The following is a 23,861-nucleotide window of genomic DNA, read 5'->3' on the forward strand; positions in this document are numbered from 1 at the left end:
GGAATCCCGCCACAGGCGTTAGCTTGCTTACAGATCGGCGCTGAGGTGCGGCTCAGTTCCTTATCGACGCTCAGGGGCGGGGTGGGGGCTATCTTCGCCAGTCGGTCAAAGCCGATAGCCGGTACTCAGGCCCTCCACCCCAACACCTCCACCATACAAGCCGGTTCCACGGGTGCACTGGCGGAGGGCGGGGGTAATTTTGGCGCGGCGGGTCTGCGCTATCGCTGGGCCGTCCAACACCGTCGAATTCAAAGAAAAATAGCTGCTACCGCTTGATGGACAAGCGCTAGCAGCTATTTTTTTAGGATCATCAGCTCTGTTTCCATGGCAGGCCGTGGAAGCGCCAGCCGCCGCGTTGGCCGCGGTGGCCCTGGGCGTCGGGGTCGCCTTCGAAGCCTTCGAGGATGTTGTAGGCGGTCAGGCCCAGTTCCGTGGCGCGGCGGGCGGCGGCGATGGAGCGTACGCCGCTGCGGCACAGCAGCACGGCGGGGGTGCCGGCAGGGACTGCGGCGCGGATCTGTGCGTCGAAGTCGGGGTTCATGGCCATGCCGGGCCACTGCTTCCAGGCCGCGGCCGCGGCGCCCGGCACCTGGCCGACCCAGTCGCGCTCGGCGTCGCTGCGCACGTCCACCAGCACGGCCTGGCCGGCCTCGACCCATTGCCAGGCCTGCTGCGGGGAAACATCGCCGGCGTATCCGTCGGCGGGGGTGATCGTCGGGCTTGCTGTCATCGGTCCACTCCTTCGTGTCTCAGTCTCGGGCCTTCACCACAGCGGCGCGGGCTCTTCGCGCAGGTGGCTGCGCAGCTGCGCGTAGTCGGGCACCACCGTGGCCACGGTGTCCCAAAAGCGCGGGCTGTGGTCCATCACGCGCAGGTGGGCCAGCTCGTGCGCCACCACGTAGTCGATGATGGCCGGGCGGTAATGCAGCAGCCGCCAGTTCAGGCGGATGGAGCCGTCGGCCTTGGCGCTGCCCCAGCGGGTCTGCGCGCTTGACAGGCGCAGGCTGGCCCAGCGCACGCCCAGCAGCGGCGCAAAGTGGTCGAGCCGCGCGGTGAAGTGGCGGCGGGCATCGCGCATCAGCCAGGCCTGCACGGCATCGCGGATCTGCGCGGGGCTGGCGCTGTGGGGCAGGCCGATGTGCAGGCTGCGGGCTTCGGTCGGGGCTGCGCCTTCCGGCGCGGCAGCGCCGGGCTCCTGGGGGGGCGAAGCCGGCGCGGCCGACACCAGCGCCCCACCCTTGCCGGTGAAGCCGTGGCTCGGGTCCAGCACCACGGTGAGCGGCTCGCCCAGGTACGGCAGCACAGCGCCATGGGCCCAGACGATGCGCCCGCCTTCCATGCGCTGCTGGCGCTCACGCGCTTCCGACAGCTTGCGCAAAATCCAGTCGGCCTTCTCGCGCAGTGCTGCATCCACGGCCGACAGCGTGACCCAGCTGGGCGCGCGCACCGCCAGGCCGTCGGCGCCCACGGTAAAGCCGATGGTGCGACGCCGCGCCCGCGTCAGCGCATAGCCCACCACAGCATCGCCCAGCAGCACCTCGCGGTTGGCCTGGGGGTGGCGGAATTCGGCGGGGGACAGCAGCGAGGGCAGCGGCACGCCCGGGGTGTGCATGGCAGGTGTGCGGGCAGCCGGAGGGTCGGCGACCGGCGCAGTGGGTACGAGTGGCGCAACAGGCGCAGCAGGCACAGCTTCCGCTATATTTTCAGTAGCGCCTCCCGACCGCCCCTGGCGCGGTAGAGGCACTTTGGGGCCGGATTTGGGTGTGGCAGGCGGCGATACCGGCGCTGTGGCACCAGCCGATGCCGGGGGTGGATCGAACAGGTCGAGCGCCAGTTGCACCAGCCGCTGCATCACGGTGATTTACTTCCCGGGCGTCTGGGTGGTGGCGCCCGTAGCGCTGGCGGCGCTGGCGGCACCGGTCGCTGCTGTGGCAGCAGTGCTGGCGGCGGGGTACGCCTCTGGGTCCAGGCGGCGCATCTCGGCCTCGATCCAGGCCTCCACCTCGCGCATCAGCTCTTCAGGCTGGCGGCCGGCGCTGGGGATGGGCTTGCCGATGGACACGTCCACCACACCGGGGCGCTTGATGAACGCCTTGCGCGGCCAGACCTTGGCCGACGTCACAGCGATAGGCACCACCGGCGCGCCGGTGTCGATGGCCAGGCGCGTGCCGCCGGTCTTGTAGTTGCCCTTCTGGCCCCGCTCGATGCGGGTGCCTTCGGGGAACATGATGATCCAGATGCCCTTGTCCAGCAGCTTCTTGCCTTGCTGCACGACCTTGTTGAACGCCTGCGTGCGCTGGTTGCGGTCGATGTGGATCATGTCCAGCCGGCCGATGGACCAGCCGAAGAACGGCACGTGCAGCAGCTCTTTCTTGAACACGTACGCCAGGGGGCGCGGCATGATCGACGGCATCAGAAAGGTCTCGTACGTGGACTGGTGCTTGACCAGCAGCACCGCCCCGTCGTTCTCGCCCTGCGGCAGGTTCTCCATGCCCATCACGTTGGCCCGCACGCCCAGGATCACCCGGGCACTGCTGATGCACAGCGACAGCCATGCCCGCGCAATGCGGTACAGCGGCCGGCCGCGCATGCCGAACAGCGAGCCCAGCATGATGGCCAGCGTGTAGGGCACGACGGTGATGCCCATCCAGAGGAAGTGAAGGAGAGAACGGATGAAAGCCATGGAGTAAATCAAGCCTTTTAGGCTGCTACCGCTTGATGGACAAGCGCCAGCAGCTATCAATTAAATAGCACCAGGTGGATGGACCGCAGCAGCCGCGGGTGCGGGCACCGGCACGGCAGGCAGCAGCTGGTCCACAAAATTCTTCAGACTCTCATGCAGCACGGTGCCGGGCGGAAACCCCTCGGGCACGGCGCCGCGGGCATCGACTAGGGCCGACTGGCCGGTGCAGACCAGGTGCAACTGCTGGGCCCCGGCGGCGGCGCCCGCCTGCAGGTGCACGGCACAGCTGCCCACGATCTGCACATCGTGCCGCTCCACGCCGTAGCGGTCGCAGATCTGCTCCAGCAAACCCGGCGCGGGCTTGCGGCAGGCGCAGTCCTCGTCGGGCGCGTGGGGGCAGTAGAACACTGCGTCGATGCGCCCCCCCACAGCAGCCAGTTGGCGGTGCATCTTGGCGTGGATGGCGTTGATGGCCATCACGTCGAACAGCCCCCGGCCCAGGCCCGGCTGGTTGGTGGCCACCACCACATGCCAGCCCGCGTGGTTGAGCCGCGCAATGGCTTCGAGCGCGCCCGGCACGGCGGTCCACTCTTCGGCAGAGGTGATGAAGTCGTCCCCCAGCGGATTGAGGGTGCCGTCGCGGTCGAGGATGGCGAGTTTCATGGGGCTTGGTTACCTTGTGAGAATCGCCAGCCTATCAGCTTGGGCCATCCGGTCAAACGGCCAGACGGGAAAGATCCGCCACGCGGTTCATCGCGTTGTGCAGCATCTTGAGCAGGCCCAGGCGGTTCATCCGCACATCCAGCTGCTCGGCGTTGACCATCACGTCGTCGAAGAACGCATCCACCGGCGCGCGCAGCACGGCCAGGGTCTGCAGGCTGGCGGTGTAGTCGCCCGCGTCGAACTGGGCATTGGCTTCGGGCACGAAGCGCTGCAGCGCGGCGTACAGGTCCTGCTCGGCCTTTTCCTGCAGCAGGTCGGGGTTCACGTGGGCATCCACCGGGCCCTCGACCTCGGCCTTTTTCAGGATGTTGCCCACGCGCTTGTTCGCCGCGGCCAGGGCCGGGCTTTCGGGCAGTGCGGCAAAGGCGCGCACGGCTGCGAGCTGCTTTTCGACCAGGGCCAGGCGCTGCGGGCGCAGGGCCATGACGGCGTCGACTTCCTGCGCGCGGTAGCCCTGCTCGCGCAGGCTGCCGGCAAGGCGGTCGTAGATGAAGTCGGCCAGGGGCGCCGATGCGTCGGTGATCTTGTCGCCAAAGGCGGGCACGGCACCGGCGAGCAGGTCGTTGAGCTGCAGCGGCAGGTCCTTTTCGACCAGCATGCGGATCACGCCCAGCGCATGGCGGCGCAGCGCAAACGGGTCGCGGTCGCCCGTGGGCAGGTTGCCGATGCCGAACATGCCGACCAGGGTTTCGAGCTTGTCGGCCAGCGCCACCACCACGCCGGCGGTATTGCGCGGCAGCGTGTCGCCGGCAAAGCGAGGCTTGTAGTGGTCTTCGATGGCGTGCGCCACGGTCTCGCCCAGCCCGTCGTTCAGGGCGTAGTAGCCGCCCATGATGCCCTGCAACTCAGGGAACTCGCCCACCATGTCGGTCACGAGGTCGGTCTTGGCCAGTTGTGCGGCTTTGTCGGCATCAGCGACCAGGGCAACATCGCCCAGTTGCGTGGCGATGGCCTTCGCGATAGCCCGCACGCGCTCCACGCGTTCACCCTGCGTGCCCAGCTTGTTGTGGTAGACCACTTTGGAGAGGCCCTCGACGCGCGAGGCCAGGGTCTTCTTGCGGTCCTGGTCAAAGAAGAATTTGGCGTCGGCCAGGCGCGGGCGCACCACGCGCTCGTTGCCGCCGGTGACGAAGCTCGTGTCTTCGGGGCTGATGTTGCTGACCACCAGGAACTTGTGAGTGAGCTTGCCCGCGGCGTCCAGCAGCGGAAAGTACTTCTGGTTGGCCTTCATCGTGAGGATGAGGCACTCCTGCGGGACATCGAGAAATTCGGTCTCGAACGAGCAGGTGACCACGTTGGGGCGTTCAACCAGCGCGGTCACTTCGTCGAGCAGCGCCTCGTCTTCGATGGGGCGCGCGCCGTTGCCCACCTGGGCGGCGGCCGCGGCCAGCTGGCGGGCGATCTCGGCCTTGCGCTCGGCAAAGGAGGCGATCACGGCGCCGTCCTTCTTCAGCGTGGCGGCGTAGCTGTCGGCGTCTGCCAGCACCACGGGCGACACGGCGGCTTCAAACCGGTGGCCCTGCGTGCTGTGGCCCGCCGACAGGCCCAGCGCCTTCACCGGCACCACGGTGCTGCCGTGCAGCGCCACCAAGCCGTGCGCGGGGCGCACGAAGTTCACGCTGGTCCAGCCGGGCAGTTCGCAGTCGGTCTCGAGCTGGTAGCTCATGACCTTGGGGATGGGCAGCTTGGCAATCGCCTCCTGCAGCGCTTTCTGCAGGCCGTCCTGCAGCGTAGCGCCAGGCACCACGCTGTCGTAGAACAGCGCCTCGGCCTTGCCGTCCTGCGCGCGCTTGAGCGCCGCCACTGCGGCTGCCGGGTCGGACACATCCGCGCCCAGGGCCTGCAGCTTTTTCAACAGCGCCGGGCTCGCGTTGCCGCTGGCGTCGAGCCCCACGGCCACAGGCATGAGCTTTTGCTGCACGGCCTTGTCGGCCGCCTTGTCGGCCACGCCGGTCACGTGCGCGGCCAGGCGGCGGGGCGATGCAAAGGGCGTGACCACGGACGCTGCCGTGGCCAGGCCCTGCGCCTTGAGCTGGTCGCCCAGCACGGTGGCAAAGGCATCGCCCAGCTTTTGCAGCGCCTTGGGCGGCAGCTCTTCGACAAACAGTTCTACGAGAAGGTTTTGGGTCGTCGTCATGTTCTTGTTCTCTTTCGTCCGCTCAAGCTGCCTTCTTGGCCATTTGCTCCACCCACTCGCGCGGCGCCATGGGGAAGCCCAGGCGCTCGCGGCTCTCGTAGTAGCTTTGCGCCACGGCACGGGCCAGATTGCGGATGCGGCCGATGTACGCGGCCCGCTCGGTCACGCTGATGGCGCCACGCGCATCCAGCAGGTTGAAGCTGTGCGCGGCCTTGAGCACCTGCTCGTAGGCGGGCAGCGCCAGCTGCTGCTCCATCAGGTACTTGGCCTGCTTTTCGTGCGCATTGAAGGCGGTGAACAAGAAGTCCGCGTCGCTGTGCTCGAAGTTGTAGGTGGACTGCTCCACCTCGTTTTGCTTGTAGACGTCGCCATAGCTCAGCGTGTCGGTCCACCTGAGGTTGTAGACGTTGTCCACGCCCTGCAGGTACATGGCCAGGCGCTCCAGGCCATACGTGATCTCGCCCGTGGCGGGCTTGCAGTCGATGCCGCCGACCTGCTGGAAGTAAGTGAACTGCGTCACCTCCATGCCGTTGAGCCACACCTCCCAGCCCAGGCCCCAGGCGCCCAGCGTTGGGTTCTCCCAGTCGTCTTCGACAAAGCGGATGTCGTTCTTCTTGAGGTCGAAACCGAGGGCTTCGAGCGAACCCAGGTACAGCTCCAGGATGTTGGCCGGCGCGGGCTTCAGGACCACCTGGTACTGGTAGTAGTGCTGCAGCCGGTTGGGGTTCTCGCCATAGCGGCCGTCCTTGGGGCGGCGGCTGGGCTGCACGTAGGCAGCCTTCCAGGGCTCTGGGCCGATGGCGCGCAGGAAGGTGGCGGTGTGCGAGGTGCCGGCACCCACTTCCATGTCGTAGGGCTGCAAGAGGGCGCAACCCTGCGCGTCCCAGTAGGACTGCAGCTTCAGAATGATTTGCTGGAATGTCAACATGGCGTCTGTGGCACTGGCAAGCCAGGGCCGGGCAAGTAGGAAGAGAAAGAAAAAGCGAAGCGCGGCGTCGGCATCAGCCCTGAGCACACCACCCAGGGCAGCAAGGACAGGCATCGCACACGCGAACCGATCATTTTACGGCGCCGCAACAATACCGCTCTGCAAACAGCGCGACGGCACCGCCAGTCGCTGCCAGCAGCCAGAGGTCGAAACCGCCCGCCCCATGAAAAAAGGCCAGGACCCTCGTGGAGCCCCAGCCTTTCCAACCCATCCGCGTCGCCCATAAGCCACCGCGTGCAGGTGCCGCCCTTGCAGGCAACCATCGGCGCACAGCAGTGCACCAAATCACGTATCAAAAATCCGTCGCTCGACTCGCACAACCCAACGCCCAACTGGACGCGCCGTCATCGCGAGAGCACCCGTGGATCTGGCTTAGCCAGGCCACCGGGTGCGTCCCCCCTCAGGGGGCTGAGGGCCGCGGCTCCGAGCCTGCCTGCGCAGGCTTGGACGTGCCCGAAGAGCCGCCGACTCTGGCGGCGGTGCCGAGGCGCGCAGCGCCTCAGGGGGGCTTCAATACTCCCAGAAAATGCGCTGCAGTTCCTTGCTGTCGTTGGTCTTGGTCAGGGCCACCATCGCCAGGATGCGGGCCTTCTGCGGGCGCAGGTCGTGGGCCACCACCCAGTCGTACTTGTCATCGGGCTGCTCGGCATTGCGCAGCACAAAACCGTCGGGCACGCGGGCCGAGCGGATCACCTGCACGCCCTTGCCGCGCAGGGCCTTGAGCGAGTCGACCGCCTGGGCGGCCACCGAGCCGTTGCCGGTGCCGGCATGGATCAGCGCCTTCACGCCGGCCTTGCTGTAGGCCTCGATGCCGGTAGTGTTCATGTTGCTGTAGCCGTACACGATGTCCACCGCAGGCAGGGCGTGGATCTCGTCGATGTTGAACTCGGAGTTGGCGGTGTGGCGCTTGACGGGCGCGCGGAACCAGTAGTTCTTGCCTTCCACCACCATGCCCAGCGGGCCCCACTGGCTCTTGAAGGCCTCGGTCTTGATGTTGATGGTCTTGCTCACGTCGCGGCCGCTCTGGATCTCGTCGTTCATGGTGACGAGCACGCCCTTGCCGGCGGCATCCTTGCTGGCGGCCACGGTCACGGCGTCGTACAGGTTCAGCGCGCCGTCGGCCGACAGGGCCGTGCCGGGGCGCATGGAGCCGACCACCACGATGGGCTTGTTGGTGCGCACCACCAGGTTCAGGAAGTAGGCGGTTTCTTCCAGCGTGTCGGTGCCGTGGGTGATGACGATGCCGTCCACGTCGGCCTGCTTGGACAGGGCCGAGACGCGCTGGCCGAGCTTGAGCAGGTGCTCGTTGGTGAAGCTCTCGGACGCGATCTGGAACACCTGCTCGCCGGAGACCCGTGCGACGCTGGCCAACTCGGGCAGGCCGGCCAGCAGCTTGTCCACCGGTACCTTGGCCGCGGCATAGGTGGCGCTGTTGGCGGCCGACGCGCCCGCGCCGGCAATGGTGCCGCCGGTGGCCAGTACCACGACGTGGGGCTGGGCGGCCTGGGCCATGGCCACGGCGGACGCGGCCGAGAGCAGCAGGCCGGCCAGCCAGCGGTGGGCGGCAGTGGCAGCAGGTGGGGAAATACGCATGGTGAAAAGTCTCCTGGAACAGGTGTGTTGTGTTTGTGTGTCACGGCGCCTTGCGGCCACCGCGCCGCTTTCGAGCGGTGGCGCATCCTATGAGAGATCGACACACACTGTTGCGGAATAATCAGCGCCCCCATGTGAATTTCACTCACACCCCAAAACAGGGACCGACGTATGAACCTGCGGCAGCTGGAAGTTTTTCAGGCGGTGCTCCAGACCGGCAACATGAGCGCAGCGGCGCGGCTGCTGTGCATCACGCCGTCGGCCATCAGCAAGGCGGTGGCGCACACCGAGCTGCAGTTGGGCTACCGCCTGTTCGTGCGCACGCCGGCCGGCCTGACCCCTACGCCCGAGGCGCAGGTGCTGGCATCCGAATCCACCGGCATCCACCGCCAGCTCGACGCGTTGCGCCGCACCGCGCGCAACCTGGCCGCCAGCGACACGGGCGATGTGCGGCTGGCCGCGATCCCGGCGGTGAGCCATGAGTTCTTGCCGCTGCTGCTGCAACAGCACGCGTTGCGCTACCCGCAGGTGGGCGTGGAGGTGCGCACCATCCACCAGGACCAGATGACGCAGGCCCTGCTCACGCGCAGCGTGGACTTCTGCCTGGGGTTCTACAAGCACCCGCACCCGCAGATCCGCAGCGACCTGCTGGTGAGCGGGCGCATGTACCTGGCGGTGGCCGAGGCGCTGTGGAGCCGCGCGCCCCGCGCCACCTCGCACAGCGCCCGGCTGGCGCAGGTGCCGGTGATCCGGCTGGTGGGCGACGACCCCATGCGGCAGTCCATCGACGAGATCGCCCAGCGCCTGGGCACCCCGGCGGGGCCGGGCATCCAGGTGCAGACATCACGCCTCGCGCTGGAGCTGGTGCGCCTGGGCATGGGCTGGACGGTGGTCGACTTTCTGACCGCCACGCGCCTGGACCCGGCCAGCATGGTCACGCTGGAGCTGCACGAGCTGCCGCCGATCTCGCTGTACAGCTACCACGCACGCTCGTCGCCACCGGGCCTGCAGGGCACGCGCATGCTGGCGATGCTGCCGGGGGTGCTCCATGCAGCCCTCTCGGGCCAGCCTCCTCGGCGGGCATGAAAAAACCCGCACACCCGTGGGCCGGGTGGCGGGTGGAGAGTTATCGCAGGTATCCAGCGGCTGCGTCTTTCATCAACGGCCTGGGCCATCGCGAGGCTCCCGCCGCGGGCAGCCGTGCAAGGGCCGCCCCGCCGCACCGGCTGCGTCCCCCTTCCCGAATTGCGCAGCCATTCGAGAGAAGGGGGAAGGCGCGAAGCGCCTCAGGGGGATCGCTTAAGCAGTCCAGCGGCGCAGCACCAGGCTGGCGTTGGTGCCGCCAAAGCCGAAGCTGTTGGACAGCACCGTGGTCAGCTCCGCATCGCGGGTCTGCGTGACCAGCGGCATGGAGCCCAGCGCGGGGTCGGGCGTGTCCACGTTGGCCGAGCCGGCGATGAAACCCTTGTTCAGCATGATCATGCAGTAGATGGCCTCCTGCACGCCGGTCGCGCCCAGCGAGTGGCCGGTGAGCGACTTGGTGGACGAGAACGGCGGCACCTTGTCGCCGAACAGCGCCTGCATGGCCCGCACTTCCTGCATGTCGCCCACGGGCGTGGAGGTGCCGTGGGTGTTGATGTAGTCGATGGGCGCGTCGAGCCCCTCCATCGCCTGCTTCATGCAGGCAATGGCGCCGTCGCCCGACGGGGCGACCATGTCTTCGCCGTCGCTGGTGGCGCCAAAGCCCACCACTTCGGCCAGGATGGTGGCGCCGCGCGCCTGGGCGTGCTCCAGGCTCTCCAGCACCACGGCGCCGCCGCCGCCGGCGATCACGAAGCCGTCACGGTTGGCGTCGTAGGCGCGCGAGGCTTTCTCGGGCGTGTCGTTGTACTTGCTGGACATGGCGCCCATGCCGTCGAACAGCAGCGACATGCCCCACGACAGCTCTTCGCCGCCGCCTGCGAACATCACGTCCTGCATGCCCCAGGCGATCTGCTGCGCGGCCGCGCCGATGCAGTGCGCCGACGTGGAGCAGGCAGACGTGATGGAGTAGTTGATGCCCTTGACCTTGAAGTTGGTCGCCAGGCACGCGGACACGGTGGAGCTCATGCAGCGCGTGACCTGGTAGGGCCCCACGCGGCGGATGCCCTTTTCGCGCAGCGTGTCGGCCGCCTCGATCTGGTTGTTGGGCGAGCCGCCGCCCGAGCCCATGATGAGGCCGGTGCGCGGGTGGCTGACCTGCTCGGGCGTGAGGCCTGCCTGGGCAATCGCGTCTTCAAGGGCGATCTGCGCGTACGCCGCGGCATCGCCCATGAAGCGCAGTTGCTTGCGGTCGATGCGCGACTCGATGTCGATCTCGGGCGCGCCGCCCACCTGGCTGCGCAGGCCCAGTTCCTTGAACTTTTCGACGGCCTTGATGCCGCTCTTGCTGGCGCGCAGCGAGGCCTCCACCGTGGCCAGGTCGTTGCCAATGCACGAGACGATGCCCGCGCCGGTGATGACTACGCGTTTCATGCTGCTGCTCCTTCTACCCCCGCAGCCTGTTCCTCGCGCTTGAACAGGCCCACGCGCAGGTCCTTGGCCACGTAGATTTCCTGGCCGTCGGCCAGCAGGCGTGCATCGCCAATGGCCATGACCAGTTTGCGCTTGATCACGCGCTTGATGTCGATTTCGTAGGTCACGAGTTTCACGTTGGGGCCCACTTCGCCGGTGAACTTGACTTCACCAGCCCCCAGGGCCCGGCCCTTGCCCGGCAGTTGCAGCCAGGTCAGGTAAAAGCCGATCAGCTGCCACATGGCATCGAGCCCCAGGCAACCGGGCATGACCGGGTCGCCCTGGAAGTGGCAGGCAAAGAACCACAGGTCGGGACGCACGTCCAGTTCGGCGCGGATCTTTCCCAGACCGTGCTCGCCACCATCGCTGTCGATGTGCGTGATGCGGTCGAACATCAGCATGGGCGGCAGCGGCAGGCGGCCACTGTCGGCGCCGAACAGCCGGCCCTCACCCGAGGCGATCAGTTGTTCGTAGGAAAAGGAATCAGCCATCTTCAGTCTTGCTCCAGAACGGCGGGTTGGCCCGCCTCAAATCATCGTTGTAACCAACACGAAACCCAACACAAGCCCCCGCTTGTGGGGCTCCATTATCAAGGCAGCAGGCAGCGCGGCGCGTTTTGGCCCACCGGAGCGCTGGGGCTCCCCCAGCGCGCTGACCTGGATCAAACCCCGCCCACGGTACGCAGCCGCCGGCAAACTGCGGCAAAAACCACCGCCACGGCACCCAGTATCCACAGCGGCCACAGCCCCCAGCGCGACACCCACCAGGCGTACGGCGTGATCGCCCAGCCCTCTTGCGCATTGAGCCCGCGGCCCTGCACCTCGCCCAGCAGAACGCCGCGGGTGTGGCGCTCCAGAGCATGCGTCACGACACCGCGGTGGTCGATGACAGCCGTGGCCCCGGTGTTGGTTGCGCGCACCATCGGGCGCTCGAACTCCAGGGACCGCATGCGGCTGATGTGCAGGTGCTGGTCGATGGCCAGGGTGTTGCCGAACCAGCCGATATTGCTGAAATTGACAAACACCGTGGGCGCCTGGGCCGGGTCGATGAAGCGGGCGCCCAGTTCTTCGCCGAACAAATCCTCGTAGCAGATGTTGGGCGCAATGCGCTGCCCGGCCCACGCAAACGACGGCTGGCCCACGGCGCCGCGGTTGAAGTCGCCCAGCGGGATGTTCATCATGGCCGTGAACCACTTGAAGAACGGCGGGATGAACTCGCCGAACGGCACCAGGTGGTGCTTGTCGTAACGGTACGGCGTGCCGGGCGGGGCCACGCCAGCGCCCATGCCGAGCACGGTGTTGGTGTAGCCGATGGTTTCGTCGCCCATCGGAATGCCCACCAGCGCCGCCTGCGGGCCCTGGGCGTAGCGCTGCTCGATGCCCTCCAGATAACCCGGAAGGAGCTGCTGGGGCAGCAGCGGAATGGCGGTCTCGGGCGCCACCACCAGGTCGGCCTTGGCCGCTTGCAGCTGCTCGGCATACCACTGGAGGGCCAGCGGCACCCCGCTGCCCTGCTGGAATTTCTCGTCCTGCGGGATGTTGCCCTGCAGTAGCGCGAGGGTCAGGGGCTTGGACTGCGCATGGGGGGGCGTGTAGCACAGGTTCACCGCGCAAAAGCGGTCGGCCGTAGCCGCAGCCAGCAGGACAGCGGCCACGACGGGCAAAACCCAGGCGCGCCAGCGGCGCAGGTCTACGCCACGCAACTGCACCACGTACATCGCCAGCACCGCGGCCACGGCACCGATGCCGTAGACGCCCACGTAACGCGCCAGGGCCGCCAGTGGCCCATCGACATGCGCGTAACCCCCGGCGCCCCAGGGAAAGCCGGTCCACAGCGTGCCCCGCGCCAGTTCGGCGACCAGCCACATTGCTCCGAAAAATATAGCACTCAGCGCACGGCTGGCAAGCGACAGGCGGCAAAAAATGCCTACAACCAGCGCGTAGTAGCTGCCCAGGAACGCGGCCAGGCCCAGCACCGCGGCCACGGCCAGGGGCGCGGCCAGCCCGCCGTAGGTGTGCATGGAGATATACAGCCACCAGAACGTGCCTGAGAGCCAGGCCGTGGCAAACAGCCCCCCCGTCAGCGCGCCGCGCCGCCAGCCAATGGCCTGGACCGGCGACGGCCGCACCAGCCAGGCCAGCACCGCCATCGACAGCAGTTGCAGCCACCACAGCGGCTGGCCGCTGCCGGGCCACGCCAGCGATGCAGCCTGGGCCAGGCCTGCGGCCACCGCCAGCACCGCCTGCGGGACCAGCGGCAGTCCCGCGGGGGCTCGAACGCGCGCCATCACTCGGCGCTGGCGCCAGGCTCTTCGGCCCGCGACACCTTGAACCAGCGCACCGCCCCGCCCTTGGTGTGAAGCACGACGAAGTTCAGGCCCGACAGTTGCAGATGTTCGCCCCGCTTGGGCACATGGCCCATTTCATGGGCGATCAGGCCGCCGATGGTGTCGAAGTTTTCAGCCGGGTCGCTGCCCTGGATCAGCACGTCGAACGCCTCGCAGACACGTTCGATGGAGGTGTCGCCGCTGACCCGGTAGGTGTGGTCGGCCAGGCCGAAGATATCGCCGTCGTCCTCGGGGATGTCGAACTCGTCTTCGATCTCGCCGACGATCTGTTCGAGCACGTCTTCGATGGTGATGAGCCCAGCCACGCGGCCGAACTCGTCGATCACCACGGCCAGATGGCTACGGCTGCCGCGGAACTCGCGCAGCAGGTCGTTCAGGCCCTTGCTCTCGGGCACGAAGATGGCCGGGCGCAGCAGCGCGCGGATGTTCAGCTCGGGCGCCCGCTGCAGTTTGAGCAGGTCTTTGGCCAGCAGGATGCCGATGATGTTCTCGCGCTCGCCCTGGTACACCGGAAACCGCGAATGCGCGGTGTGGATGACGAGGTTGAGCAGGTCTTCGAACGGGGCCTCGATGTTGAGGAGGTCCATCCGCGGCGCCGCGACCATCACGTCGCCTGCCGTCATGTCGGCCATGCGGATGACGCGCTCGAGCATCACGCGCGCTTCGGCGCCAATGACCTCGTTGTCTTCGGCCTCGGCCAGGGTCTCGATGAGTTCTTCCGTGGAGTCCGGGCCGGGATGGATGAACTCGGCCACTTTCTGCAGGAAGGTGCGCTTGTCTTCCCTTTCGGACGGTCGCCCAGGGTGCGCGGGGTGCGGGTCAGACACTGTCGTCTAGTGCAGGACGTGCGGTAGTGAATCAGGCCCCTAGGATAGCGGATTGTGGTGACAGGCCGCCGCTGGCGTTGCAACGGGGCCCATCGGCACAACCCGGCCGGCAGTGCGCCGGTCTCTCACGGGAGTCTGCGGCGTCTGTGGAGTTTTGGGCTATTCGGCCGACTGGTGGCGCGCGTGCTGCACGCCGCTGCGCACTTCCTGCACGTTGGCCAGGAAATCCCAGAACTGCTTGGCCTGCTTCTTGAACTGGTAGTCCACCTCGGCAAACTGCTGGCCCACCATCTCGGCCATGCGGGTGTCGAAACTGGCGGGCGGGATCTGCAGATACGCCTCGGACTCCGAGCCGTCGCGGCGCACCGTGGCACCGGCGCTGCGCGCGATCTTGAGCATTGCGGTGTTCTCGGACAGCGCATGGATGAACACCATGTTCACACCTTCGTTGCGGGCGTGCATCACCGCACGCTCGAACAGCCGCGCGCCAAAGCCACGGCCGCGGGCCTGCTTGAGCACGGACACGCCGAATTCGGCGCAGTGCTTGTGCTCGGGGTGCTCGGAGAAGGCCAGGTGCGCCATCGCGATGAGTTCGAGGCGGCGGTTGTAGATGCCGAAGATTTCGTCGCGGTTGAAATCGAGCTGCTCGGCGTAGCGGCGGATCTGCTCGTCGTTGGCTGCGTAGCCGAACCGCAGGTAGCGGTCGGACGGCTCGAGCTGCAACAGATGCTGGGTGATGCGCTCGCGGTACGAGGGACCCAGGGCACGGATGGGAACCATCACGGGAACCTCCTTCTTGACGCGGCTTTCAGCCGCGGACGGAGCACCTGTCACAGGGCGCAGCATGCCCCTGCCTACGTACCAGGATGCCTTGAGCCAGTCTTTCGTTGCGAACATGGATCGAATATAAGGGTTTCCCCTCATTATTTCCATACCTTTTGTTGCAATGCAGCAAAATAGTGAGGCGACTCCAAACCCTGCGCAATCACCCTTCAACGCCTGCTGTGCCTGCGTCATAAGCTATCAAATCAAGAGCAAACCGCCACAACACATCATGCCGCGCCGTCCCCGAGGCGACCCGCGCCCTCCCTGGAGCGGGCGGGAACACTGACCGCCGTAGCGCGCGGGTGACTCACTCGGAAGCTGACGGGTGGCCCGGCTGCGAGCGCTCTGCCACACGGACCAGGTCCAGCGGCACAGACGGTAGCGGATCGCGCCCGGCAGCCGGCGGCGCAGCGCAGTCGCCCGGCGCCACCACCGGCCCTTGCGCCGCACCAGCTTCCCCACCGCCAGCGCCGCGCCCCAGCCGGAGCACGGCCGCCCGGTCGACCAACAGCCCGACACTGTCGCCCAGCTGCAGGTCCAGCTGCCGCAGGCGCCGCGTTTCGTTGAGCTTGACGTTGCCCACACCGGCCACGACGCGCACGGACAGCATGTTCTTGGCATTGACCTCTAGCACCGCGTCCCGTCCTGGGTGCGTCTTCTCGTCGCACGCGCTGCTGTCATCCGGAGCCGCTGCGGCTCCGGTGTCAGCACAGCGCCGGCACTGCGTCGATTGCAGGTGCAGATGCGCCGCCAGGCCGCGGACCTCGACCGCGCGGCCCGAGACGTGCAGTTGCTCCACCGGATCCAGCACTTCCACCAGCGCGTGCGACAGCGCCAGGTGCTGAAAGCGCGCGGGCAGCACGATCTCGCCCAGCCACTGCTCCTGAAGGTCGTCGGACCCTGCTGTGGGCGAAGGCGTGCGTGGCAACCAGCGCAGCACCAGCGTGTCGCCCTCGCGCACGGCCACCAGCGGCGGCTCGGCGCCGGGCGCTGGCGTGGCCGCGCGGGCGCCCTTGCGGCGGCCCTCGCGGCGCAGGTGCAGGTTCAGCGTGACGTCGCTCGTGCTTCGCAGCACCACGCGTGTCGTGGGCACGTAGCCCCGCGCGTCGCTAGGGTCGCCTTCGATGCGCAGCCGCGTCACGCCTTGCAGTTGTGCCGCAGGGACGGTGTATTGGCGGCTGTCGCCGTCCTTGGCCTTGAAGCGGTCCATCCCGCTGATGGCCAGCAGGACCCAGAACATGACGAACACACCGGCAAAGAGCCAGGGGCCCAGCTTGCGCGGCGCGCCCGCCCGGGAGCGAAACCGCGCCATCACGTGAGCTCCTTTTCGTGCAGGTGCTGGTAGGTTTGCCACCACAGCAGCATCGGCAGGGCCAGCCAGAGCGCGGCGTTCAGTGCATGGGTCTCGGGGCCCAGCGTTGCGGCCCCGTCCCGCCACCAGGCAAAGAGCACCTCGTCCCGCGGACGCGACAGCACTGCGACCATGACCGTGGCAATGAACAGCACCACGCCGAGCACCAAGGTCTTGAGCATCGCCGCCTTGCGAAAGTACAGCGAGCCGGTCACGGCCGCCCCCTGCAGGGCCCAGGCGGCAATGAAGAACCCCCATTGCTGCGGGATGCTGAGCAGGGCTTCACGCAACGGCTGAAGCAGCAGCGGCACGAAGAGCGCGTAGTCCTGCAGATCAAGGTTGGCAGGGTCCGCCCAGGCCGCCCGCATCGCCAGCGCCACACCCTGCGCAGGCCACGAGATCGCCAGGAACAACAGTGTGTAGGCCACGGGGTATCCGACGACCACGACGCCTACGCACAGCAGCCACTTTTCCAGCACCGACGCCGGACGCATCAACACCAGCAGCGCGGACTCGCGCCGCGCCATGCCGTCGAAGTACCGCCCCGCAAACACGAACCCCGTGAGGTACAGCCCCCAGAAGTAGAAGGCCGACTGCCCCCCGGTCACAAACACTTCTCCGCGCGACACGCTCAGGCTGAACACCAGCAGAACGCAGTACAGGATGCCCGTCACCAGCAGGTGGCCCAGGTATTGCCGCATGTGCTCCGCCCAGTGGGCACGGGCCAGCAGCGTGAAGCGGTGCCACGAAAACGAGGCGCTGCCTGCGCTCGACAGTGGTGTGGATGCGGGTGCAGATGGGTGGTTGTTTGCGTTGCTCATGCCGCCTCCCTGGCCGCCGGGGCCGCGCGCAGCGGGGCCAGTACCTGCAGCACCTGGTCGCGGTTCAGACTCAGCGCCTTGTACAAAAGCTCCAGTTGCACCGAGCTGCCAGTCGGCACGGCCGCGCCAGGCTCGTTGGAGCGCAGAGCGACATAGGCCAGTTGCTGGCCGATGCGCTCCTGGTACAGCAGCGCGCCGCCCGCCTGCACGCGCGCAGCGTCGTCATCCTGCGCCACGCCCATGTGCAGCCAGCGCGCCAGCTCGTCCATGCGCGCCGACAGCGCCAGCCGCCCCTGATCGATGAACCAGATGTGGCTCAGGATGCTCTCCAGGTCGTGCGCCTGGTGGGTGCTGATGAGCACCGCGCGGTGCGCGTGCTCGGGGCGCTGCAGGAGCTTGCGAAACTGTGTGCGGCCCACGATGTCGAGGCCGTTGGTGGGCTCATCCATCAGCAGCAGCGGCGTGCACGTGGCCAGGGCGAAGGCAATGGCGGCCTTCTTTTTCTGACCCAGGCTCATGGACTCGAACCGCTCGGTAGCCGGCACCTCCAACTCCGCCAGGTACTCGTTCAGCAGCGCGTGTGAAAAGCGCGGGTAGAACACGCCCTGCGTGGCCGCCAGCTGCGCACACGTCAGGTTGGGCAGATGGAATTCTTCCGGCACGATGTAGATGGACGCCAGCAGGTCCGCAGCGCGTGCGCGGGGGTTGCGCCCCAGCACCTGCAGTTGCCCGGCCCAGGGCGTGAGCAGGCCGCAGATCAGCTTGAGCAGCGTGGACTTGCCACTGCCGTTGCGCCCGAAAAGGCCGTAGATGCCGGGCTGCTCCACACGGGCGGCAAAGCCGTCATACAGCAGGTGTCGGCCATAGCCGAACTGCAGGTTGTCGATAGCGATCATGAACAATCCGTAACACCCCCGGGGCCGAGGGCGCGCGGATTGTCACACAGGCTCAGAAGGTGCTTGCGCGGGGCTCAGACAGGCACTGCAGTCGTCGCCTTCACGCGGTCGAGCACGAAGCTCGTCTTGCAATCCTGCACGCTCGGGTGCTTGAGCAGCGTGTCCATGATGAAGCGGCTGTAGTGCGCCATGTCCGCCACCACCACGCGCAGCAGGTAGTCCATCTCGCCGGTGAGCGACGCGCATTCCACCACCTCGGGCCAGGTCTGCACGCTGGCGCGAAACAGGTCCATGGGGTTGCGCTTGTGGCTTTCGGTGTGCTTTTCCAGCCGCACATTGAGGTACGCCGTGAGCCCCAGGCCCACCGCCTCGGGCGGGACCAGCGCCACGTAGCGCTCGATCACGCCGCTGTCTTCCAGTCGCTTGACGCGGCGCAGCACGGCGCTGGGCGACAGGCCCACCTGCTCACCGATGACGTCATACGTCTCGCGGCCGTTTTCCTGCAGACGGCGCAGGATGGCGCGGTCCAGCTTGTCGAGTGCGTCAAAGGCTTTCATGGCGCAGGATTCTACGAAATTGCGCAGATTTTCGGCCGCCACATTGCGGGCTCGGGTATGTCCCGATAGTGACAAAAGCCGCTCCCACGAAGAATGAATCCTGCAAAAAAGAACGACCGTTCTATTTTGCAAATACAAGAAATCACATCACTGGAGACAAACACATGACAGGATTTTTGAGCCGCTTTCTGCGGCGACTGGTGCTGGCGGCGACCGCGGGGCTTTTGCTGCTGGGGGCGGGTGCGCACGCACAAAGCGGCTACACGCAGACGCGCTATCCCATCGTGCTGGTGCACGGGCTGTTCGGCTTCGACTCGGCCCTGGGCATCGACTACTTCTACGGCATCCCCGACGCGCTGCGCCAGGGCGGCGCCAAGGTCTACGTGGCCCAGGTCTCGGCGGCCAACAGCAGCGAGGTGCGCGGCGAGCAATTGCTGGCGCAGGTCAAGACCATCCTCGCGATCACGGGCGCGGGCAAGGTCAACCTGGTGGGCCACTCGCACGGCGGGCCCACCACGCGCTATGTGGCCGGTGCGGCGCCGCAGCTGGTGGCATCGGTCACCTCCATCGGGGGCGTGAACAAGGGCTCGCGCGTCGCCGACATCCTGCGCGGCGTGGCGCCGGCGGGGTCGGTGTCGGAAACCGTGGCCAACGCCGCAGCCAAGGCGCTGGTCAGCCTGATCAACCTCACCTCCGGCGGCACCGGCCTGCCGCAGATGCCCACCGCCGCACTGGACTCGCTCACCACCGCGGGCCTGGCCAGCTTCAACCGCCGCTTCCCGCAGGGCCTGCCCACCGGCTGCGGCAGCGGGGCCGAGCTGGTCAACGGTGTGCGCTACTACTCGTGGACGGGCACGCAGCCGCTGACCAACGTGCTCGACGCCAGCGACGGCCTGCTCAGCGTGCTGAGCCTGGTGTTCGGCGAAGCCAACGACGGCCTGGTGTCGGCCTGCTCGTCGCGCCTGGGCAAGCACCTGGGCGACTACCGCCAGAACCACCTGGACGAGGTGAACCAGCTGGTGGGCCTGCGCGACTGGTTCTCCACCGACCCGGTGACGCTGTACCGCCAGCACGCCAACCGCCTGAAGGCGCAGGGCCTGTAAGCCATGCAGCGCAGCCGCGTGATCGCAGGGGTGGCCGTGCTGGCCGCCGTGGCCGGGGCTGCGCTCTGGTGGTTTCAACCCGACCCTGAGGCCGGTGCACCCGGCACGGCGGTCCTCGGCGCGCCGCCCGCCGCAGAGCGGCAGGCCGCGGCCCTGGGCGCCGCCGCGCTGGACGGGGGCGCGCCCGGCAGCGCCGCGGGCGCACGGCGATCTGCGGCGGACGCGGACCTGCCCGACCCCCTGCTCGTCCAGGGCCTGCGCGACACGCTCGAAGCCCTGCTGATGGAAGCCGGCGACGTGAGCGACCCGGCCGCCCTCAAGCAGCGCCTGGCCGCCCTGGTGGGCCGGCACTTTCCGGCGGCACTGGCCGCCCGGGCGCTGGCGCTGGCAGAGCGCTATGTGGACTACCGCGTGGCGCTGGGTCAGCTTAAAAGCCCAGCTGCAGCGCAGGACCTGAACGACCCGCGCGCGCTGCGCGATGCCATGCAGGCGCGGGACAAGGTGCGCCTGCAGTTCTTCGACGGCCCTGAATACGATGCACTTTTCGCGCGCGAAGCCGCATTGGACCGCTACACCCTGGCGCGCCTGGAGATCTCACGCAACACCGGCCTCAGCCCCGAACAGCGGGCCCAGGCCCTGCAGGCCGCTGACAGCGAACTGCCCCCGGAGCGCCGCGCAGAGCGCGCTGCATCTACAGAACACATGGCGGCGGCCGCCCAGACCGCCGCTTTCAATGCGCAGAACGCGAGCGACCTCACGCGCCACCAGGCCCGCAGCGCCCAGTACGGCGAGGCCGCCGCCCACGCGCTGGCGCAGCTCGACCGCGACGAGCAGCACTGGCAGCAGCGGCTCGACCAGTACAGCCAGGCCCGCGCGCAGCAGGGCGACCAGAGCGCCGCGGCGCAGCAACTGCGCCAGCAGCTGTTCAGCAGCGAAGAGCAGCAGCGCCTGGATGCGGCACTGGCGCTGCGCAGACTCGGGGCAGCGCCCGCGGGCTCTTGAGCGCCACGCTGCCACGCCCAGGCTTTCAACGTCACAGCGCTCCCGAATTGCGCCGCAATCCGACCATTCGCAAGATTCCTGCAAATCAGGCGCCCCGAGGTCTTGATTTCGCCAGAAACATGAGGCCATGCGCGCCTACAGTCGATGCCATTCACCCCACCACGAATGCCGGAGACACCCCATGAACGCCGCCCTGCCGCAAGAAACCGCCGCCCAGCTCGAAGCCTGGGACAACCCCATGGGGCTGATGGGCTTCGAGTTCATCGAATTCACCTCGCCCACCCCGGGCGTGCTGGAGGCGGTGTTTGAAAAACTGGGCTTCACGCTGGTCGCCAAGCACCGCTCCAAGGACGTGGTGCTGTACCGCCAGAACGGCATCAACTTCATCCTGAACCGAGAGCCCCACAGCCAGGCGGCCTACTTCGGCGCCGAGCACGGCCCGTCGGCCTGCGGCCTGGCGTTTCGCGTGAAGGATGCGCACAAAGCGTACAACCGCGCGCTGGAGCTGGGTGCCCAGCCCATCGAAATTCCGACCGGCCCGATGGAACTGCGCCTGCCCGCCATCAAGGGCATCGGCGGCGCGCCGCTGTATCTGATCGACCGGTTTGAAGACGGCAAGTCCATCTACGACATCGACTTCGAATTCATCGAAGGCGTGGACCGCCGCCCCGTGGGCCACGGCCTGAACCTCATCGACCACCTGACCCACAACGTGTACCGGGGCCGCATGGGATTCTGGGCCAACTTCTACGAGAGGCTGTTCAACTTCCGCGAGATCCGCTACTTCGACATCCAGGGCGAGTACACGGGCCTGACGTCCAAGGCCATGACCGCGCCCGACGGCAAGATCCGCATCCCGCTGAACGAAGAGTCCAAGCAGGGCGGCGGCCAGATCGAAGAATTCCTGATGCAGTTCAACGGTGAAGGCATCCAGCACATCGCGCTCATCTGCGACAACCTGCAGGACGTGGTGGACAAGCTGGGCATGGCCGGTGTCGGCCTGGCCACCGCGCCCAACGACGTCTACTACGAGATGCTGGACACCCGCCTGCCCGGCCACGGCCAGCCCGTGCCCGAGCTGCAGTCGCGCGGCATTCTGCTGGATGGCACCACGGCCGACGGCACGCCGCGCCTCTTGCTGCAGATTTTCTCCACGCCCATGCTGGGCCCCGTGTTCTTCGAGTTCATCCAGCGCGAAGGCGACTACCGCGACGGCTTCGGCGAAGGCAACTTCAAGGCGCTGTTCGAATCGCTGGAGCGCGACCAGATCCGCCGGGGCGTGCTGAACACCTAAGACATCAGACATCTTTGGGTTAACCCTGGGCAGGTGCCTATACTGCGCGCTCCCCGGAACTCAAAAGGATCCCGATGTCGCTCCGTACTCTCTGGCTGTCCAGCATCGCCCTGGCTGCTGCTGCTGCTGCAGCCATGCCCGCCCTGGCACAGAACCCCGCCGCCCCGCTCACCATCGTGGTCCCCTACCCTGCGGGCGGCCCGCTCGACATCTCGGCCCGCATCGTGGCCGAAGGCACGACCCAGCTGGGCCCCATCACGGTGGAGAACAAGCCTGGCGCGGGCGGCAACACCGGGGCGGACCAGGTCGCCAAGGCCGGCAAGACCAGCAACCAAGTGCTGATGGGCGCCGTGGCCACCCACGCGGTGAACCCGTGGCTGTACAAGAATTTTCCGTACAACCCCATCAAGGACTTCAAGCCCCTGGTGCTGGTGGCGCGCACGCCCAACGTGCTGGTGGTGAACGCCGAGCAGGCCAGCAAGCTCGGCATCAAGACCACGCCGGACCTGGTGCAGTACCTCAAGAAGAACCCGAACCAGTTCAAGTACGGCTCGGGCGGCAACGGCAGCATCGGCCACATCGCGGCGGAGATGTTCGAGTCGCTCACCAACACCAAGATGGACCACACGCCGTTCCAGGGCTCCAAGCCCGCGCTGGCGGCGCTGGAGTCCGGCCAGGTGCTGCTGGTGTTCGACAACCTGGCGTCGGCCCTGCCGCAGATCCAGTCGGGCAAGTTCCTGGCGCTGGGTGTGACCACGCTGAGCCGCAACGAGGCGCTGCCCGACGTGCACAGCATCAACGACAGCGTGCAGGGCTTCAACGTGTCCACCTGGTTCGGCCTGTTCGCGCCCGCCTCGCTGCCCGACGCAGACGCGCGCCGCTATGCCACCGCCTTTGCGGCAGCCATGCATTCGCCCGCCGGCAAGGAGAAGTTCAAAAAGATGGGCATCACGCCCGAAGAGTTGACGCTCGACACGTTCGCCCAGTTCGTGCGCTCGGAAAACAGCAAGTACGAGTTCCTGATCCGGGCCGCAAAAATCAAGATCGATTAGCAGCCGCCAGGGCAGGTGCGCGCCACCCCGGCGCGCGGTCAGGGCGGCAAGGAGTACAAGAAAATGGGACAAGCCCCTGTCGTCTATGGCCAATCCGCCCGCCCACCCCGCGGCGACTACTCGCGCGCCAGCGAGGACTACACCTGCCCGCAGGATTACGCGAGCTACACCGCCGCCGACCACGACACCTACCGCCGCCTGTACGAGCGCCAGCGCGCCCTTCTGCCGGGCCTGGCGAGCGATGCCTTCATTGCGGCCCTGCCCTCGCTGGGCGCGAGCGACCGCATCCCGCGCTTCGAAGAGGTCAACGAGCGCCTGTTGAAAGCCACCGGCTGGGAGCTGGTGGGCGTGCCGGGCCTGATCCCGGAGGTGCCTTTTTTCACACTGCTGGCCAACCGCAAGTTCCCGGTGACGGACTGGATCCGCAAGCCCGAGGAGTTCGAGTACATCGTCGAGCCGGATATTTTTCACGACCTGTTCGGGCATGTGCCGTTGCTGTTCAACCCGGTGTTCGCGGACTACGTGCAGCGTTACGGGCAGGGCGGTCTGAAGGCGCAGGGGCTGGGGTCGTGCGAGATGCTGTCGCGGCTGTACTGGTACACGATCGAGTTCGGGCTGATCCGTGAGGCGGGGGAGTTGCGGGCGTATGGGGCGGGGATCTTGAGCTCTTCAGGAGAGCTTGCGTATGCGGTGCAGAGCCCGGAGCCGCAGCGGATTCCGCTGGCGCTGGAGCGGACGATGCGTACGCGGTACAAGATCGATACGTACCAGCAGACGTATTTTGTGATTGATAGTTTTGAGCAGTTGTTCGAGATGACGGCGGCGGACTTTGCGCCGATCTATGAGCGGCTCAGGGGGTTGCCGGAGTTTGCTGCGGATGAGCGGGAGGCTGTGGCGGCTTGATTGATGACATCCGTTCGGGTTGAGCTTGTCGAAACCTGAGCACAGCGACCCACATCCGTTCGGGTTGAGCCTGTCGAAACCGGGGCACGGCGACCCCACATCCCGTTCGGGTTGAGCCTGTCGAAACCTGGGCGCTGCTCGCAGGCTCGCTGATTGGCCGCATGCCCTTGTTGAGGGCGGAGGCCGGGAGTCGCCCGGCGTGCGAG

General features: G+C 67.2%; 22 protein-coding genes. 6 read left to right on the forward strand and 16 right to left on the reverse strand.

The window, feature by feature from the left end; genetic code table 11:
- Positions 1–310: 310 nt before the first annotated feature.
- The 7 genes from ASF16_RS11410 to ASF16_RS11440 form a co-directional block, all read right to left on the reverse strand.
- Entirely contained in the window at positions 311–730 is a 420-nt protein-coding gene (locus ASF16_RS11410) for a rhodanese-like domain-containing protein (protein WP_056166836.1), read from the reverse strand.
- Positions 731–763: 33 nt separating this feature from the next.
- On the reverse strand, positions 764–1,852 hold the full coding sequence (locus ASF16_RS11415) for a M48 family metallopeptidase (protein ID WP_056166838.1): 1,089 nt from the start codon (positions 1,850–1,852) through the stop codon (positions 764–766).
- A 9-nt stretch (positions 1,853–1,861) separates the two neighbouring features.
- Positions 1,862–2,683, reverse strand: a complete 822-nt coding sequence (locus ASF16_RS11420; protein WP_056166841.1) for a 1-acyl-sn-glycerol-3-phosphate acyltransferase — start codon at positions 2,681–2,683, stop codon at positions 1,862–1,864.
- Between the two features lie 60 nt (positions 2,684–2,743).
- The gene (gene gmhB, locus ASF16_RS11425; RefSeq protein WP_056166844.1) at positions 2,744–3,346 is read right to left on the reverse strand and encodes a D-glycero-beta-D-manno-heptose 1,7-bisphosphate 7-phosphatase; all 603 of its coding nucleotides are present in this window, start codon (positions 3,344–3,346) and stop codon (positions 2,744–2,746) included.
- Positions 3,347–3,398: 52 nt separating this feature from the next.
- A complete protein-coding gene (glyS, locus tag ASF16_RS11430; protein ID WP_056166846.1) occupies positions 3,399–5,543 on the reverse strand; it encodes a glycine--tRNA ligase subunit beta in 2,145 nt (714 codons plus the stop codon).
- Positions 5,544–5,565: 22 nt separating this feature from the next.
- Positions 5,566–6,471, reverse strand: a complete 906-nt coding sequence (glyQ, locus tag ASF16_RS11435) for a glycine--tRNA ligase subunit alpha (RefSeq protein ID WP_056166848.1) — start codon at positions 6,469–6,471, stop codon at positions 5,566–5,568.
- Between the two features lie 570 nt (positions 6,472–7,041).
- Positions 7,042–8,124, reverse strand: coding sequence for a type II asparaginase (locus ASF16_RS11440; RefSeq protein WP_056166852.1), 1,083 nt, complete (start codon positions 8,122–8,124; stop codon positions 7,042–7,044).
- A gap of 171 nt (positions 8,125–8,295) precedes the next feature.
- Between ASF16_RS11440 and ASF16_RS11445 the strand changes: the two genes are divergently transcribed.
- A complete protein-coding gene (locus ASF16_RS11445; protein ID WP_056166856.1) occupies positions 8,296–9,210 on the forward strand; it encodes a LysR family transcriptional regulator in 915 nt (304 codons plus the stop codon).
- Positions 9,211–9,423: 213 nt separating this feature from the next.
- Here ASF16_RS11445 and fabB read toward each other — a convergent pair whose 3' ends face one another.
- From fabB to ASF16_RS11490, 9 genes are all read right to left on the reverse strand, one after another.
- Positions 9,424–10,638, reverse strand: coding sequence for a beta-ketoacyl-ACP synthase I (fabB, locus tag ASF16_RS11450; RefSeq protein WP_056166859.1), 1,215 nt, complete (start codon positions 10,636–10,638; stop codon positions 9,424–9,426).
- The gene (gene fabA, locus ASF16_RS11455) at positions 10,635–11,168 is read right to left on the reverse strand and encodes a 3-hydroxyacyl-[acyl-carrier-protein] dehydratase FabA (protein ID WP_056166862.1); all 534 of its coding nucleotides are present in this window, start codon (positions 11,166–11,168) and stop codon (positions 10,635–10,637) included. Before fabA ends, fabB begins: the two co-directional genes overlap by 4 nt.
- Before the next feature lie 170 nt (positions 11,169–11,338).
- Entirely contained in the window at positions 11,339–12,964 is a 1,626-nt protein-coding gene (gene lnt / locus ASF16_RS11460; RefSeq protein WP_056166865.1) for an apolipoprotein N-acyltransferase, read from the reverse strand.
- Complete coding sequence (locus ASF16_RS11465; protein WP_056166868.1) at positions 12,964–13,851, reverse strand: HlyC/CorC family transporter; 888 nt, start codon at positions 13,849–13,851, stop codon at positions 12,964–12,966. Before ASF16_RS11465 ends, lnt begins: the two co-directional genes overlap by 1 nt.
- 159 nt (positions 13,852–14,010) lie before the next feature.
- Complete coding sequence (locus ASF16_RS11470; RefSeq protein WP_056166869.1) at positions 14,011–14,748, reverse strand: GNAT family N-acetyltransferase; 738 nt, start codon at positions 14,746–14,748, stop codon at positions 14,011–14,013.
- A gap of 235 nt (positions 14,749–14,983) precedes the next feature.
- Positions 14,984–15,988: a hypothetical protein gene (locus tag ASF16_RS11475; protein ID WP_056166872.1), complete on the reverse strand. Its 1,005-nt coding sequence runs from the start codon at positions 15,986–15,988 to the stop codon at positions 14,984–14,986.
- Positions 15,988–16,848 carry a hypothetical protein gene (locus ASF16_RS11480; protein WP_082516879.1) on the reverse strand — a complete coding sequence of 287 codons (861 nt, stop codon included), beginning with the start codon at positions 16,846–16,848 and terminating at the stop codon, positions 15,988–15,990. Before ASF16_RS11480 ends, ASF16_RS11475 begins: the two co-directional genes overlap by 1 nt.
- On the reverse strand, positions 16,845–17,744 hold the full coding sequence (locus ASF16_RS11485; protein ID WP_056166889.1) for an ATP-binding cassette domain-containing protein: 900 nt from the start codon (positions 17,742–17,744) through the stop codon (positions 16,845–16,847). The genes ASF16_RS11480 and ASF16_RS11485 overlap by 4 nt, the downstream gene beginning before the upstream one ends.
- A gap of 74 nt (positions 17,745–17,818) precedes the next feature.
- Complete coding sequence (locus ASF16_RS11490; protein WP_056166892.1) at positions 17,819–18,301, reverse strand: Lrp/AsnC family transcriptional regulator; 483 nt, start codon at positions 18,299–18,301, stop codon at positions 17,819–17,821.
- Between the two features lie 164 nt (positions 18,302–18,465).
- On the opposite strand from ASF16_RS11490, the gene ASF16_RS11495 reads away from it, so the two are divergent.
- The 5 genes from ASF16_RS11495 (at position 18,466) to phhA (ending at position 23,655) form a co-directional block, all read left to right on the forward strand.
- The gene (locus ASF16_RS11495; RefSeq protein ID WP_156372036.1) at positions 18,466–19,404 is read left to right on the forward strand and encodes a triacylglycerol lipase; all 939 of its coding nucleotides are present in this window, start codon (positions 18,466–18,468) and stop codon (positions 19,402–19,404) included.
- Positions 19,405–19,407: 3 nt separating this feature from the next.
- Positions 19,408–20,406: a lipase secretion chaperone gene (locus ASF16_RS11500; RefSeq protein ID WP_056166875.1), complete on the forward strand. Its 999-nt coding sequence runs from the start codon at positions 19,408–19,410 to the stop codon at positions 20,404–20,406.
- Between the two features lie 181 nt (positions 20,407–20,587).
- Complete coding sequence (hppD, locus tag ASF16_RS11505) at positions 20,588–21,700, forward strand: 4-hydroxyphenylpyruvate dioxygenase (protein ID WP_056166878.1); 1,113 nt, start codon at positions 20,588–20,590, stop codon at positions 21,698–21,700.
- 74 nt (positions 21,701–21,774) lie between these two features.
- Entirely contained in the window at positions 21,775–22,752 is a 978-nt protein-coding gene (locus ASF16_RS11510; protein ID WP_056166881.1) for a tripartite tricarboxylate transporter substrate binding protein, read from the forward strand.
- 63 nt (positions 22,753–22,815) lie between these two features.
- Positions 22,816–23,655 (forward strand): phenylalanine 4-monooxygenase, encoded by an 840-nt coding sequence (gene phhA / locus ASF16_RS11515; protein ID WP_056166898.1) that lies wholly within the window; start codon positions 22,816–22,818, stop codon positions 23,653–23,655.
- Positions 23,656–23,861 lie beyond the last annotated feature (206 nt).

This window comes from Acidovorax sp. Leaf78, assembly GCF_001422735.1.
Taxonomy (GTDB): Bacteria; Pseudomonadota; Gammaproteobacteria; order Burkholderiales; family Burkholderiaceae_C; genus Acidovorax.